Genomic DNA, 14,566 nt, shown 5'->3' on the forward strand with positions numbered 1-14,566 from the left:
GGGCGCTTCCGCTTTTCTTTTTGACAATCCCGTGAATTGTGACTTTCATCAAAGCGGTTTGAGTAATATATATCATATAATGTAAGGAGAATAATTTTCCATATAATTTTGGAATTTGGTATTGGAAACGCTTACATGTTTTTGAGGAGTGATTCAATTAGTGAGTCCACATAAAAGGATTACCATCTTATCTGGCCATTTTGGCAGTGGGAAAACAGAGATAGCTATTAATTTAGCAATAACAGAACGCCAAAAGTATAAAAAAGTGGCAATTAATGATTTAGATATAATTAACCCTTACTACCGATCACGTGATGTAGCAAGTACATTTAAGGAGCATGATATTGAATTAATTTCACCAAAGAGTCATCTCGCTACGTCAGACCTACCAATTGTATCAGGTGAGATTTATCGTGTTATGCACGATCATAGGTACAGAGTCATAGTCGATGCAGGTGGTGATAAGGACGGCGCAACAGCTCTCGGACAATATTATCATGAATGGAAGGGCTATAGCCCTGAGCTTCTATTTGTTCTCAATAAGAATCGTCCTTATGTAAGTACATTAGAGGGAGCTCTTTACACTATTGGACAGATTGAAGATGCTTCTCGACTACAGGTAACTGGAATCATAAATAATTCTAATATTGGGTGTGAAACCACCATGCAAGATATTGAAAATGGTTTTGAATTATCTGGTGAATTGGCAGAAAAACTTCAAATTCCATTTTTATTTACGACTATTTCCAAACACATGCAAAAAGAAGCAGATAAATTTGCGAAAAGTCATAACGTTGTCTTTATTGAGCGCTATATGAAATTACCTTGGGAAAGGTAAAGGGGAGGATTCATCATGGAAAAAAAGGTTATTTTTAATGAGGATATCTGCAAATCTTGTAGTCTTTGCGTCCAAGTTTGCCCAACAAATGTCATTTTTCTGGCAGATTATTTGAATGGCAAAGGGTATCGGCCAGCAGCAGTGACCGACCAGGAACATTGTATTAGTTGTGCTAAGTGTGCGCAAATTTGTCCTGATGCTGTTATTGCGGTTTATCGTCCAGTAAAAATATTGCAAACGGTGTGAATTGAAGGGAGCGTTATCAATGGGGAAAGTGTTAATGAAGGGAAATGAAGTAATTGCTGAAGCTGCCGTTCATGCGGGGTGTAAATATTTCTTTGGTTATCCTATTACACCGCAAAGTGAACTGGTTGCCTATATGGCTAGAAGGCTTCCAGAAGTGGGAGGTTTATTCCTCCAAGCAGAAAGTGAAATTGCCGCTATCAACATGGTATATGGTGCAGCTAGTACGGGCGTCAGGGTAATGACTTCTTCTTCAAGCCCAGGTTTTAGCTTAAAACAGGAAGGCATTTCTTATTTGGTCGGTGCCGAACTTCCTGCTGTTATTTGTAATATTGTTCGTGGAGGTCCGGGCCTAGGAAACATCCAGCCCGCTCAATCAGACTATTTTCAAGTGACAAAAGGGGGGGGACATGGCGATTATAATATCCCAGTACTAGCCCCAGCAAGTTTGCAGGAAATCGTTGAATTGACACAGGATGCTTTTGATATCGCTGACCGGTACCGTACTCCGGTAATTTTAATGGGCGATGGAATGCTTGGCCAGATGATGGAGCCGGTTGAGTTTATGGATCGGTTAGAACAACAAAAGATGGAAAAGCCGTGGGCAACAACAGGAACACGTGGTGATGGCGGTCCGAAAATCGTTACCTCACTGGAGCTTGATGCCGAAGGTTTAGAAAAACGTAATTGGAGTCTGCAGCAGAAATTTGCTCGAATCAAACAAAACGAGGTTCGTTATGAAACCTATCAAACTGATGATGCGGAAATTGTCATGGTCGCCTTCGGAACAGTTGCTAGGATAACGATGAACGCCATAAATAGGGCTAGACAAAATGGGGTTAAGGTTGGCTTAATCCGGCCCATCTCACTTTGGCCATTTCCTGAAAAACCATTTATTGAAACTAGGGAGCGAATTAAAGCTTATATTTCTGTTGAAATGAGTGCTGGGCAAATGGTTGAGGATGTTAGGCTTGCCGTAAATGGGCATGCACCTGTGGACTTTTTTGGGCGGACGGGTGGAGTTGTTCCAACCCAAGAAGAAATTTACGAGAAGCTTATTTCAGTGGCAGGAGGAGGGGTGTCAGTATGACAATGAAAACTGTGTTTAAAAAAACAAGCGGGTTGACTGATAAACCTACACATTATTGTCCTGGCTGTACCCATGGTGTCATTCATCGTCTAGTTGGAGAGGTTTTAGAAGAGATGGATATTTTAGAAGATACCATTGGGGTTGCATCGGTCGGTTGTTCAGTGTTATCGTACGAGTATTTTAATTGTGATATGACACAAGCAGCTCACGGCAGAGCCCCTGCAGTAGCAACAGGGGTGAAACGGGTTTTGCCTAATCGCTTTGTCTTTACTTACCAAGGGGACGGTGACCTTGCTTCAATCGGTATAAGTGAAGTGATTCATGCAGCTGCTCGAGGGGAAAATATTACCGTTATTTTTGTTAATAATGCCATTTATGGCATGACAGGTGGACAAATGGCTCCAACCACACTGATAGGTCAAAAAACTGCTACAACACCATTCGGCCGGGATGCAAGCATCCAAGGGTCGCCAATAAAAGTTTCTGAAATGATCGCCACACTAGATGGTGCTGCCTATATAGAGCGGGTCTCCTCCCATGATGTCCAGCATATCCAAAAGGCAAAAAGAGCAATTCGAAAAGCATTTGAAACACAACAAAAAGGGTTAGGGTTTTCAATGGTAGAAATATTATCTACTTGTCCAACCAACTGGGGACTAGACCCAGCCGAATCGCTTGAATGGGTGAAAGATAGTATGGTTCCTGTGTATCCTCTTGGTATTTATAAAAACAAAGAGGGAGTGAAATGATCTGATGCTTGAAGAAATGATTATTGCAGGCTTTGGCGGTCAGGGAGTTATGTCGATGGGACAGCTTATTGCTTATGCAGGGATGTTAGAAGGTAAAGGAGTTTCGTGGTTACCTTCTTATGGACCAGAACAAAGGGGAGGAACAGCAAATTGTGCGGTTGTGGTAAGTGATCAGCCGGTAGGGTCGCCCCTTGTTACCAATCCATCTACAGCAATTGTTTTAAATAACCCTTCATTTGATAAATTTGAGCCTCGAATTCGTCCTGGTGGTTTATTAGTGATTAATTCATCTTTGGTGGTAAGAAATTCTAACCGTAAAGATATAAAGATTATTGAATTAACTGCAACAGATTTAGCTAACGATCTTGGAAATTCCCGAGTTGCAAATATGATATTATTAGGAGCATTTTTGGAATATACGAAAATTGTTTCTGCTGATTCAGTAATTGAATCCTTAAAGAAAGTTCTTTCAGAGGATAAACATCATTTACTTGACATAAACAAGCTGGCCTTAAAAAAGGGAGCTTCACTTGTTACAGTGGGAATTTCTTAAGTGAAAGTCAGCTGCAAAGCTGGCTTTTTATATTAAAATAAAATCATTGTGAAATAATATGTAAAGTGATGTGTCTCACTTAGTTGAAAATCGTTTTCAATTAAAATGTAAATATAATGAAGCTGGAGGAATCAATAATGGAAAAGAATTCAGTTAAAGCTTATATGGAATATAGTGAAGAAAAATTTACAAAAAGAATTATCTATAAAAAAGGTGAAACGACTGCCTTTATGTTGAATTTTTTACCAGACCAGCAATTGCCCAAACATAAGCATCCTGGAACAGAAGTTTATATTTATGTAGTTAGTGGTAACGGTACAATTATTATTGATGGGAAAGAAACAGAAGTAGCAGAGGCAGATTTGATCCATGTTACTAGCGAAGAAGAAATGTCCTTTAATAATAGTGGAAAAGAACCAGTCAGCTTGTATGTTGTTTTAAGTAAATTTCCGAATGAATTATACGCAAAGAACATTTAAGGAAGACCTTCCGATAATTTATCGGAAAAGTATAAAAAGAAGTCAGCCTATTTTCAGGCTGGCTTCTTTTTCATTCTAAACTGTTTTTTATAATCAAAGCCAAAAAACCACCAATTCCAATCACCCAGTAATTTCATCAATGCAGGAACTAAGACCATTCTAACAATTGTTGCATCTATGAAGATCGCAATGGCAATACCTACCCCTAGTTGCTTGACAGGCATAACGCCAGTAAAGGCAAAAGCACCAGTGACGACGATCATAATCGCGGCGGCTGAGGTAATAATTTTACTAGTAAAAGTCAACCCAGCGATTGTCGCTTCACTATTATCTCCTGTTTTTAAATAAAACTCTTGAATTCTCGCAATGAGAAACACCTCATAATCCATTGATAGTCCAAAGACCAAAGTGAAAACAAAAACAGGTAAAATTAGCGCAATATCCACTGGTGTTATTCCAAAATGACCTTGCTGGAAAATCCAGACCAAGATTCCAAATGTGCACCCAAGGCTTAAAATGTTCATTAAAATTGCTTTTAAAGGAATGAGAATAGAACGAAAAGCTGCCATTAGGATTACAAACGTAGAAATAATAATCATTAAGAGCCCCTTGGGAGCCTTTTTGTATATCTCAGCAAAAATTTCTTGTTCGAATTTAATGGACCCGCCAAATGAAGCCTGTAAACCTAAATCCTTCTTTGACCAATCACTTACCCATTGTCTGGCTTTAGCAGAATGTTCCTCAGTTTTTAAATAGACCTCTAAGAGCATCTTATTATCTCTAATAAAATAGTCGATAACTGGAGATAGGTTTGTTTTATTCCCGTAGGTAAGGACTTGATAAAGTTGATTTACATCCTTCAGTCCAGTTGCAGAGAAAGGTGAATTGATGGCATTCACAAGCGGATCTTTTTCAAGCTTGTGAATTAGCTGATTAACTTTTACAAGATTGTGTTTTTCCACCATACTACCGTTCGATTCCAGGACGATTGTCACTTTTTTTTCCTCGCGTTTTTCTTTGTTATCAAAATGGTCTTTATAAATTTCCAAAGCAGTCCTTGAGGGATAATCTGGTGGCAGGGATTCCGTCCCAGGTATTGCTAAGACCATTTGTTTAAGAGGAATTAATCCTGCTAAAAGAATTGTAAGTGCCGCTACAGACATAAGAACCGGCCGTTTCATCACAAACTTTGCAAACCTATACCAAAAACTTCTTTGTTTGTCTACAGAATGAAAAATACTTAATCTGTTGATTTTATGTCCCAATAGGCCAAGCAGCGCAGGAAGAAAGGTTAATGCACAAACGGCAGAAATTAATACAACAGTCATTCCGCCAAGTGCAACATTTTGAAAAATATCAATTTTGATGAACCACAAAGCTGATAAACCAATAAATACACAAAGTCCTGAAAAGATTATCGCACGGCCTGCAGTTGCAACTGTGGTTTCAAGGGCGGCTTCAATGGATTTCGATGTCAATTCTTCTTTATAGCGATTAATAAATAACAAGGCAAAATCAATACTTAGCGCCAAGCCAATCATTGGAACAATATTTAATATAAAGATAGATAAATCCGCGCGATAACTAAAGAAGTAAACTGTTCCCATCGTACAAAGGATAGAAACGACACCAATGACAATTGGGAGAGATGCAGCAATAAGACCTCCAAATGCGAGAATAAGAACGAGTAGGGCAATTGGAAGCCCAATCATTTCGGCTTTTGCTAAATCTTCCTGGCTTGCCGTGTTAAGGTCTTGAACAATAATGGGCTCTCCAGTCATAGTAGCCTTAAGTCCCGGTTTATTTTGAAGCAGAGTCTTTAATTCGGTGATTTCTTTCCCAAGGCTTTCGGCATTCTTGTTAAAAGTAAGAATCCCATAGGCGTAATAATTTTTTACCATCCCTTCCCGGTCCATTGGGGAGATTATTTGATTAGCATCATCAAAATCATTTAATCGGTCAAAATATGTTTGAATAAATTTTCTAAAATCCTCATTACTAACAGTTTTATCTTTTTCGAAAACAATGATAATGGAGGATTTAGGATGTCCAAAATCTTGCTCCAGAAGTTTACGTGTTTGATTATATTCTCCTTTATACTCAAAACCGTTTCCACTTAGAACGGTGGGTAATCTTAAGGCAAAAAATCCTAGTAGTAGAATTATTAGAACCCAAATTAGGAGTACCGACTTTCGATATCGATAGATATATCCACCCAATTTCTGCACAGTAACGCCTCCTTAAAAAGGAATGATTTTCCTGTAATATTAAACAGAAGAATTGATAAGTCGCGGATGACGCTTTCGTGTCTATATTCTTAAGTCCAACCAGTGATTTCTTTTAAATGTTCCCCACATAGATACTGAAAATGCATTTTCTAATTGAAATAAAATTCATAGAAACTTTTACAAATGTAAATAACCGTGATAAAAAATGCTTTTTTTGCTACAATTAAGAGAAAATATAAATCAAATAAGGTGATAACAGTGGATCGTGAAAAATTATCGAAAGTCATTGAAGCAGCCAAACTATATTATCTATTGGATTATAATCAAAATGAAATTGCTAAAAAACTAGGTGTTTCCCGTCCAACTGTGTCTCGATTATTGCAGCAGGCGAAAAGTGACGGTATTGTCCAAATCAATATTTTGGACCCTCTCGAAGACGTTGAGAATCTTGCAAAACAACTTGAGAAAAAGTTCAAACTGAAAAAAGCAATTGTCTCTTCCATTCCACAATATGAAGACCACATGATAAAGAATTATCTAGGGGAAAAAGCTGCCATTTATCTTGATGAAATAATAAAGGATGATGACATCATCGGTGTGACATGGGGAACAACGCTCAATCATATTGCCGTTGAACTAAGGCAGAAACTTGTAAAAGGGGTAAAAGTTGTTCAACTAAAAGGTGGGGTAAGCCACGCTGAAACAAATACGTATGCATCGGAGATATTATATCTATTTGGTAAAGCTTTTCATACGACCCCGCATAATCTTCCACTGCCAGCAATAGTCGACCATGTTGTTGTTAAGCAGGCAATGGAGGCAGACCGTCATATACGGAAAATCCTCGAGTTAGGCAGTCAGGCAAATATAGCCCTATTTACGATTGGACCAATGAAAACAGATTCTTTATTGTTCCAGTTAGGATATTTTACAGAGAGTGATTTGGATTCTCTTTATGGAAAAGCTGTTGGTGATATTTGCTCCCGTTTCTTTGACGAGAATGGGAACATATGCAATGAGAGCCTAAATGAAAGGACATTAGGAGTGAATTTGGATGATTTAAAGAAAAAGGATCATTCTATTCTTGTAGCAGGTGGACCTAATAAAATTGAAGGAATATACGGAGCATTAAAAGGAGGGTATGCCAACGTGCTTGTGACGGATCAATTTACAGCACAATTTTTACTTGATAAAGAGTAAATATCAAGTTTTTGTGAAAATTATTTTACATTTGTTCATAAAAGTATTTACAAATGTTCAATGTATTTGATATAGTTACATTGTGATAATCGACAATAACATCTTATATAAAAATTTTACTTTTTGGGGGACGAGAGCATGACACAAAATGTAGTTAATATGATTGACCATACATTATTAAAAGCAGATGCAACAAAAGAAGAAATTCTAAAATTAGTTGAAGAAGCAAAGGAATATTTATTTGCCTCTGTGTGTGTAAATCCTACTTGGGTTAGTACCGCTGCAAAACTGCTGACCAATACACCTGAAGTAAAAGTATGTACAGTAATTGGTTTTCCTCTTGGTGCAACCACACCTGAAACAAAAGCATTTGAAACAAAAAATGCGATTGAAAATGGTGCCAATGAAATCGATATGGTAATTAATGTTGCCGCACTAAAAGATATGCAAGATGACTTGGTTGAGAGAGATATCCGTGCGGTTGTCGAAGCTGCTAAAGGGAAAGCATTGGTAAAGGTCATCATTGAAACTTGTTTGTTAACAAAAGAAGAAAAAATTAGAGCATGTGAAATTTCTGTTAAAGCTGGGGCAGACTATGTTAAAACATCTACTGGTTTTTCGACCGGTGGAGCAACTGTTGAGGATATTCGCTTAATGCGTCAAACCGTTGGACCAGAGGTTGGAGTAAAGGCATCAGGCGGGGTTCGCAGCAGAGAAGATGCATTAGCCATGATTGAAGCTGGAGCAACACGAATTGGTGCAAGTTCTGGTGTTTCGATTAGTAAAGGTGAACTATCTTTAAGTAATTACTAATAATTTTTAATGTGAGGTAATTTAGATGAGAGATGTAGTATTGGCTTTAATTGCAGGATTACTTGTAGGTATGTTGTTTAAATTTCTAAAGCTTCCAATCCCAGCACCTCCAGTATTGTCAGGAGTAATGGGTATTGTCGGGGTTTACCTTGGCAGTATCATACTTGATTGGGTTACGAAACTAGTTCAGCATTAATTATTGTTGGAGTGTGAAAAGGATGGAAAAGAAAGACCTTATCGTTGAAGCAAATAAAGCAAGGGAATTTGCTTATGTCCCTTATTCTAATTTCAAAGTTGGTGCGGCCCTAGTATCAAAAGATGGTCAAGTATTTCATGGCTGTAACATTGAAAATGCAGCCTACAGTATGACAAACTGTGCTGAACGAACTGCATTGTTCAAAGCATACTCCGAGGGTGTTACTCAATTTGATTCGCTCGTTGTTGTGGCAGATACTGATGGACCTGTATCACCTTGTGGGGCGTGTCGCCAAGTGATTTCCGAGCTTTGTGATCCAGAAATGGATGTTGTCCTAACAAATTTAAAAGGTGATCTTTTAAAAATTAAAGTTAAGGAACTTCTTCCAGGAGCGTTTTCACCGAAGGATTTAAATAAGTAGTTGTAAAGAAGTTTATCCATTTGTGATAAACTTCTTTTTTCTTAGTTCAAACTAAGAATTATGTGTTCATTTATAGAGCATATTATAGATAGTAAATTTTAGGGATGATGCTATGATTTATATCTATAATGATTTTGGTGGGACACATACAACCTCATTAGCCGCGGCCTACCATTTAAAACAATTACCACAATCTGAACGTAAATTGACAAAAGATGAAATATTAAAGGTACCCTATTTTAACAAGTTAACAAAAGATGATTTTGGCAAGATTATTTTTCATGGGATTGATGAGGATGGGAATTCTGTTTATACAATCGGAAGGAAACGAAACAAATATGTCGTTCCTGCATTAAAGGACATGAGTTTATTGCTGCAAGAAAAATTTAAATTTGACGAAAAAATCATCTTCTCCAATACCTCTCCAACTGTGCCCTTTGCCATGTCTATGGGTGGATTGTTCTCAAGAGGTTTGCATATTGATTTCATCGGTGTGCCGCTATTAGTTCTAGGTGCTAAACAATGTTGTGATAATATATATAGGTTGGTTGAAAATACCAAAGAAATAGGGAGAACGAAGTACGCAGAAAACATCATCGTACTAGAAAATGAAATGTATAAATAGGTGGGGAGTTTAATTTGAAAAATAAGATAGGTTTTATTGGGGCAGGAAAAATGGCTCAGGCAATGATGGAAGGCATGGTAAAATCACAAACGATTTCAAAAGAAAATATCATGGCAAGCACTAAGACAGAAGAAACAAAGAATATAGTCGAACAAAAGTATGAAATAGTTACTTCATTAAATAATAGCGATGTTGCTGAGTTTGCTGACATCCTTATTCTTGCGGTAAAACCAGATCTTTACGCAGCTGTCATAGAAGAAATTAGGGAACATATAAAATATTCAACTATCGTAGTAACTATTGCTGCTGGAATAACATTAAAGGATATTGAGAATTCATTCGGCTTCCGTGTGAAGGCTGTTAGGACAATGCCTAATACACCATCCGTAGTTGGAGAAGGCATGAGTGTGATTTGTGCAAATGATGAACTCAGTGAAGCTGAGGTCGTTCAGGTGGAAAAAATATTTCAGACCTTTAGTAAGACGGAACGATTAGACGAAAAGCTTATGGATGCCGTCCCTGCTATCAGTGGATCCTCTCCAGCATATGTCTATATGTTAATAGAGGCAATGGCTGATGGCGGGGTCAGGCAAGGAATACCTAGGGATCAATCGTATCGGCTCGCTGCTCAAGCAGTTTTGGGGTCGGCAAAAATGGTTCTCGAAACGGGGAAGCATCCTGGAGAGTTAAAAGATAATGTTTGTACCCCAGGCGGAGCAACAATTGAAGCCGTTGTTACCTTAGAGGAAAAGCAATTTAGGGGTTCCATTATGGCGGCTATGGACAGTTGTACAAGCAAAGTTAAGAACTTGCTATAATAGTAAATTCGGATCCATTTAAATGGGTCCTTTTTTTATCCTTTTGAAGAAAAATTGACAAAAAAGAATATTTTTCGACATTTAAAGTGAATTTAGGTGACACACAGTTTTATTAATAATAAACTTTAAATACAGAAAAAACTGCACCGTAAAAAGGGCATAGTAAAAACAAAGAACCGAATTTGAATGATTTCAATCAGGGAGTAGATTTCTAATGGAGATAAATGATTATAAAAAAGTTGAAAATGTTCCCCTCATCCAAATCATTGATGAAGATGTTTCAATGTTGATCAAAGTAAAGGAAAGCCTTGAAGGACAGGGCTGGATGGTCGTAGCCAATACAGAACCCAGAAAGGCTATAACACAGTATTTCGATTTAAATCCTGATTGTGTAATCATTGATCTGCACTTACAAGATATTAGTGGTTTTCAAATTTTGGGTGATTTCCAAAATCATAATAATCAGCAATTCGTCCCTAAAATTATAACGAGTAATATAAATGACCGGCAAACAAGAATTACTGCCTACAAATTGGGTGCAGATGATTTTATTGAAAAGCCACTGGATATGGAGGAATTGACTGTTCGAATTGAACGTCTTTTAAAGAGAAAGAAAATATTTGACCAATCTGTCTTGTTGGATGAATTAACCCAACTATACAATCGTAAATTTCTTCTTGATGTTTTTGAGCGAAATATCAAAGACTTAATAAGGACAAAACAAATTTTTAGTATTGCCATCTTAGACCTCGACCATTTTAAATACATAAACGATACATTTGGCCATCTTTCAGGGGACAAAGTCCTGAAGACCTTTGCTAACTTTTTAAAACAAGCGACCAGAAGTTCTGATACTGTTTTTAGATATGGAGGAGAAGAGTTTGTCATCCTTTTTCAAAACACCAATCAAAATGAAGGTGTAGAAATAGTTACAAGACTAATAAACGATTTCTCTAAGGTTCAATTCGATAAAGAAGGCGGGGTTTATTCTGTCACATTCTCTGCTGGAGTGTTTACGGTGAATCATCCGGAAATATTATTGGAATCAGCCCTAAAAGCAGCGGACCTTGCCCTATACAAAGCAAAAGAAAATGGTAGAGCCAGAGTGGAAATAAGTAATTTAACTCCACTTGAACAATTCAAAAAAACCTTGTTTGTTTCTGTCATAGATGATGATGCGATTATTCGAACAATGCTAACGAGAATCCTTAAGATTATGAATTTTGATCATTATGAATTAAACCTTGAAGTATTTGAAGATGGCATTCAATTTTTTGAATCTAACCGTTTAGCAGAAATAGGAGAGCATTTTTTAATACTTGATGGTGCTATGCCTGTCATGGATGGAATTGAAATTCTTCAAAAGGTTAAGACGATAGAAAAAAGAAGAGATATTCATGTTTTTATGCTCACAGGCAGAAAAAGTGAATCGGATATTGAGCGGGCGTTAAAGCTGGGAGCAGATGATTATATGACTAAGCCTTTCAGTATAAAAGAATTTCAAGCTAGGATAGAACGGTTAATTAAAAGGATGAGATAGAATGCTGAAGAATGAGTTATATTTCCTATCTATTCTATCTCTTACCATTTTAGGATTATTAGTGGTTTTATTAATGTATCTATCCATAAGAAAAGCAATAGATATTAACAACAGGAAGAAAATCGAGCGATATATAGAAAAGTATCAATTAATCCTGTTTACCATGTTAACAGAGGGAGGGTATTCTAGGGGGCTGAGTCCTGAATCCATTCTTGAACAGAAAGCAATCGAGGAGCTTCTAAGCAGGTATAGTAAAATATTAGAAGGCGAGGACGAAAAGAAACGATTATCAGATTTAGCTTCTTTGTATTTAATTGACTACTATCGTAAACGGTTAAAAAGCAAAAGGTGGAGCCAACGGATGAATACACTCTATCATATTGAGGATTTCAAACTTAATCTCCTTATTGAAGATATCTTCATGCTAACAAAAAAGAAACGGCTTTCCCGCGAAGAACTTATCCATACCCTTCGGATTCTTGCTTTATTTCAATATGAAAACATGTTTGAGATGTTAACCACAGAGTACAATTCCTTATCTGAATATGAGTATCGAAATATACTAGGACGCCTCGTGCAACAACAATTTGAACAATTCATTTTTCATTTTCATAAAAGTAGCCCTTCTCTGCAAAAGGCCATTCTGGATGTTATTTCGTTAAAAAGAGAGCTAAATTATTTGCCGTTTCTAGAAAATATATTTTCGGCCTATAAAGGGGAAATAAGGCTTCGAGCTCTAAAGGCATTATCAGAAATAGGTTATGTAAAAAATACAGAACCCTACCTGCAACTTCTTTACTCTACAAAATGGGAAGAACGAATGGTGGCTGCCAAACTAATTGGTTCATTAAAAGAAGTAAAAGGGATTTCCAGATTGATTGAACTTTTACATGATCAAACGTGGTGGGTTCGTTCCCAAGCTGGACAAGCAATCAGCCAATTTCCAAATGGGCACCAGATTTTACAAGAGGTATATGAAACTTCTAAGGATGTATTTGCAAAGGACATGGCATGGGAATGGCTTCACAAAGGGGTATAGCTATGATGATTTTTGCGTGGGGAAATATTGTATCGGTTTTCGGATGGTTTATTGCCATATATATGGTAATTGTCATTTCGTTTTATTCTGTGATTTTGGTGATCTCTTTTTTTCAACTACGAAAGGAGTACCAACTAGATAGAGTTCAAGCATATGAAGATTATTCCGATGAATTTTATACCAAGCCAGTATCCATTATCGTCCCAGCCTATAATGAGGAAGCTGGTATTATTCAAAGTGTCCGTTCGTTATTAAGTGTCAATTATCCCAAGTTTGAAGTGATTGTGGTGAACGATGGTTCAACCGACTTCACACTTGAAAAAGTAATTGAGCATTATGATATGAAGGAAATAAAAAAAGTAGTTAGAAAACAAGTGGAAACCAAACCAATTGGCAGGATCTATCAATCAAACATTTTAGCTAATTTGTTTTTGATTGATAAGGAAAATGGAGGGAAGGCGGATGCACTGAATGTGGGTCTTAACTTTTCTCACTATCCTTATTTTTGCTCATTAGATGGTGATTCTGTTCTTGAACAAGATGCCTTTTTAAAGGTAATGAAACCGATAATTGACTCCAATGAAGAAGTGATTGCCTCAGGCGGAAGTGTCCGAATTGCCAATGGCTGTCAAATTAAAAATGGCCATATTCAAAAAATTGCATTATCAAATAAACCCTTGGTTGTTATGCAGATTATCGAATATTTACGGGCCTTTTTAATGGGGAGAATTGGTTTAAGCCGGCATAATCTATTGTTAATTATTTCAGGGGCATTTGGCGTTTTTTCAAAGCACTGGGTGATTTTAGCTGGGGGATATAAAACAGATACTGTCGGAGAAGATATGGAATTAGTCGTTAGAATCCATCGACTTTTAAAGGAAAAAGGTATAAAGAAAAAGATTGTTTATGTTCCAGACCCTGTTTGTTGGACAGAAGTTCCCGAGGATCTAACTTTTCTACGTAGGCAAAGGAGACGTTGGCATAGAGGCCTGTTCGAAAGTTTATGGACACATAGGAAAATTACATTTAACCCGAAATACGGTTCCATCGGTTTTATTTCTTTTCCTTACTTTTGGATTGTTGAATTTTTCGGTCCAATCATTGAGTTCTTAGGTTACCTTTTTATGATATTATGTTTATTCCTAGGGGGAATCTATGTTGAATTTGCAATCTTGTTATTTCTTCTATCGTGTTTATATGGGTCTATTTTTTCAATGACAGCGGTCCTTCTAGAAGAGTGGAGTCTCACAAAGTATCCAAGGGTATCAGATATCATCAAATTATTTTTATATTCCTTAACTGAAACTATTTGGTACAGGCCGATGACCGTATATTGGAGATGTGAAGGAATATGGCAAATGATCATCGGTGATCGAAGTTGGGGAGAAATGAAAAGAAAAGGTGTTTCTGAATGAAAAAACCAATCTATTTACTTTTTTATACGATTCTTTTTTTAATAATAATCACTAGCCCTTTTTGGTTATGGCAAATGCAGCCCGCGAAAAAACTAAACGTATTAATCGTCGACAAGACTGTCCCAAATTCTTCTTACAGAGAACATAAGGGACTTGTATGGATCTTAAATAATGGTAAATATTTTAAAAATGGACAACAACCCTATTCAGTTACGGATGATTACAGAGGATTTGAACCGAAAGAAGGACAGAAATTTACGATTGCTCCGATGCCGAAAAATTTAAAAGACTACGATGTCATCTATTTAACCGATCAATA

General features: G+C 37.0%; 17 protein-coding genes. 16 read left to right on the forward strand and 1 reads right to left on the reverse strand.

Features of this window, described 5'->3' with window-relative positions:
• Positions 1-160 precede the first annotated feature (160 nt).
• The 6 genes from V7121_RS24095 to V7121_RS24120 all read left to right on the forward strand — a co-directional run bounded on the left by V7121_RS24095 (position 161) and on the right by V7121_RS24120 (position 3,952).
• Positions 161-838 (forward strand): hypothetical protein, encoded by a 678-nt coding sequence (locus V7121_RS24095; RefSeq protein ID WP_335548127.1) that lies wholly within the window; start codon positions 161-163, stop codon positions 836-838.
• A 15-nt stretch (positions 839-853) separates the two neighbouring features.
• Complete coding sequence (locus V7121_RS24100; RefSeq protein WP_335493647.1) at positions 854-1,084, forward strand: 4Fe-4S binding protein; 231 nt, start codon at positions 854-856, stop codon at positions 1,082-1,084.
• A gap of 19 nt (positions 1,085-1,103) precedes the next feature.
• The gene (locus V7121_RS24105; protein WP_335548128.1) at positions 1,104-2,171 is read left to right on the forward strand and encodes a 3-methyl-2-oxobutanoate dehydrogenase subunit VorB; all 1,068 of its coding nucleotides are present in this window, start codon (positions 1,104-1,106) and stop codon (positions 2,169-2,171) included.
• A complete protein-coding gene (locus tag V7121_RS24110; RefSeq protein ID WP_335493643.1) occupies positions 2,168-2,920 on the forward strand; it encodes a thiamine pyrophosphate-dependent enzyme in 753 nt (250 codons plus the stop codon). Before V7121_RS24105 ends, V7121_RS24110 begins: the two co-directional genes overlap by 4 nt.
• Before the next feature lie 4 nt (positions 2,921-2,924).
• Positions 2,925-3,473 (forward strand): 2-oxoacid:acceptor oxidoreductase family protein, encoded by a 549-nt coding sequence (locus tag V7121_RS24115; protein WP_335493641.1) that lies wholly within the window; start codon positions 2,925-2,927, stop codon positions 3,471-3,473.
• Positions 3,474-3,610: 137 nt separating this feature from the next.
• Positions 3,611-3,952 (forward strand): cupin domain-containing protein, encoded by a 342-nt coding sequence (locus tag V7121_RS24120; protein ID WP_335493639.1) that lies wholly within the window; start codon positions 3,611-3,613, stop codon positions 3,950-3,952.
• A gap of 53 nt (positions 3,953-4,005) precedes the next feature.
• Here V7121_RS24120 and V7121_RS24125 read toward each other — a convergent pair whose 3' ends face one another.
• A complete protein-coding gene (locus V7121_RS24125) occupies positions 4,006-6,180 on the reverse strand; it encodes an MMPL family transporter (protein WP_335548131.1) in 2,175 nt (724 codons plus the stop codon).
• 258 nt (positions 6,181-6,438) lie between these two features.
• Between V7121_RS24125 and V7121_RS24130 the strand changes: the two genes are divergently transcribed.
• From V7121_RS24130 to V7121_RS24175, 10 genes are all read left to right on the forward strand, one after another.
• Positions 6,439-7,380, forward strand: a complete 942-nt coding sequence (locus tag V7121_RS24130) for a sugar-binding transcriptional regulator (protein ID WP_335548132.1) — start codon at positions 6,439-6,441, stop codon at positions 7,378-7,380.
• A gap of 138 nt (positions 7,381-7,518) precedes the next feature.
• Entirely contained in the window at positions 7,519-8,193 is a 675-nt protein-coding gene (gene deoC, locus V7121_RS24135) for a deoxyribose-phosphate aldolase (RefSeq protein WP_335493633.1), read from the forward strand.
• A gap of 25 nt (positions 8,194-8,218) precedes the next feature.
• Positions 8,219-8,389, forward strand: a complete 171-nt coding sequence (locus V7121_RS24140; RefSeq protein WP_335493632.1) for a XapX domain-containing protein — start codon at positions 8,219-8,221, stop codon at positions 8,387-8,389.
• A gap of 22 nt (positions 8,390-8,411) precedes the next feature.
• Positions 8,412-8,810 carry a cytidine deaminase gene (locus V7121_RS24145; RefSeq protein ID WP_335493630.1) on the forward strand — a complete coding sequence of 133 codons (399 nt, stop codon included), beginning with the start codon at positions 8,412-8,414 and terminating at the stop codon, positions 8,808-8,810.
• 112 nt (positions 8,811-8,922) lie between these two features.
• Positions 8,923-9,435: a DUF3189 family protein gene (locus tag V7121_RS24150; protein ID WP_335493628.1), complete on the forward strand. Its 513-nt coding sequence runs from the start codon at positions 8,923-8,925 to the stop codon at positions 9,433-9,435.
• Between the two features lie 14 nt (positions 9,436-9,449).
• Positions 9,450-10,253 (forward strand): pyrroline-5-carboxylate reductase, encoded by an 804-nt coding sequence (proC, locus tag V7121_RS24155; RefSeq protein WP_335493626.1) that lies wholly within the window; start codon positions 9,450-9,452, stop codon positions 10,251-10,253.
• A 214-nt stretch (positions 10,254-10,467) separates the two neighbouring features.
• The gene (locus tag V7121_RS24160; protein WP_335548134.1) at positions 10,468-11,793 is read left to right on the forward strand and encodes a diguanylate cyclase; all 1,326 of its coding nucleotides are present in this window, start codon (positions 10,468-10,470) and stop codon (positions 11,791-11,793) included.
• 1 nt (position 11,794) lies between these two features.
• Complete coding sequence (locus V7121_RS24165) at positions 11,795-12,832, forward strand: HEAT repeat domain-containing protein (RefSeq protein WP_335493622.1); 1,038 nt, start codon at positions 11,795-11,797, stop codon at positions 12,830-12,832.
• A 2-nt stretch (positions 12,833-12,834) separates the two neighbouring features.
• Complete coding sequence (locus V7121_RS24170) at positions 12,835-14,247, forward strand: glycosyltransferase family 2 protein (protein WP_335548136.1); 1,413 nt, start codon at positions 12,835-12,837, stop codon at positions 14,245-14,247.
• Positions 14,244-14,566: hypothetical protein (locus V7121_RS24175; protein ID WP_335548138.1), on the forward strand; the 323-nt coding region annotated here is incomplete at its 3' end. The genes V7121_RS24170 and V7121_RS24175, both read left to right, overlap by 4 nt.

It is taken from the genome of Neobacillus drentensis (assembly GCF_036962125.1).
GTDB lineage: Bacteria > Bacillota > Bacilli > Bacillales > Cytobacillaceae > Neobacillus > Neobacillus drentensis_B.